The organism is Clostridium sp. CTA-1, assembly GCF_054768215.1.
The window spans coordinates 1-382 of record NZ_BAAAAP010000074.1; the positions used below are offsets into that span (position 1 = coordinate 1).

General features: G+C 51.3%; 3 tRNA genes. All 3 read right to left on the reverse strand.

Annotated features, from left to right (window positions below):
* Positions 1-73: 73 nt before the first annotated feature.
* Positions 74-148, reverse strand: a tRNA-Gln gene (locus ACYUEW_RS19110).
* Positions 149-152: 4 nt separating this feature from the next.
* Positions 153-228 (reverse strand) — tRNA-His (locus ACYUEW_RS19115).
* A 6-nt stretch (positions 229-234) separates the two neighbouring features.
* A tRNA-Arg gene (locus ACYUEW_RS19120) sits at positions 235-311 on the reverse strand.
* Positions 312-382: the final 71 nt, after the last annotated feature.

Below are 382 nucleotides of genomic sequence, written 5' to 3' on the forward strand. Positions count from 1 at the left end.
TCCACCGGGGAATCGAACCCCGGACAACATGATTAAAAGTCATGTGCTCTACCAACTGAGCTAGTGAATCGAATGGCTGGGATGGCAGGATTCGAACCTACGCATGTAGCAGTCAAAGTGCTATGCCTTACCGCTTGGCGACATCCCAWYAATGGGGTGAACAAAGGGACTCGAACCCTTGACAACCAGAACCACAATCTGGCGCTCTACCAACTGAACTATGCCCACCGTATATGGTGCGTCTTAAGGGATTCGAACCCCTGGCCCACGCCTTAGAAGGGCGTTGCTCTATCCATCTGAGCTAAAGACGCATATTATGGAGCGGGTGAAGGGAATCGAACCCTCGTAACTAGCTTGGAAGGCTAGCACTCTACCATTGAGT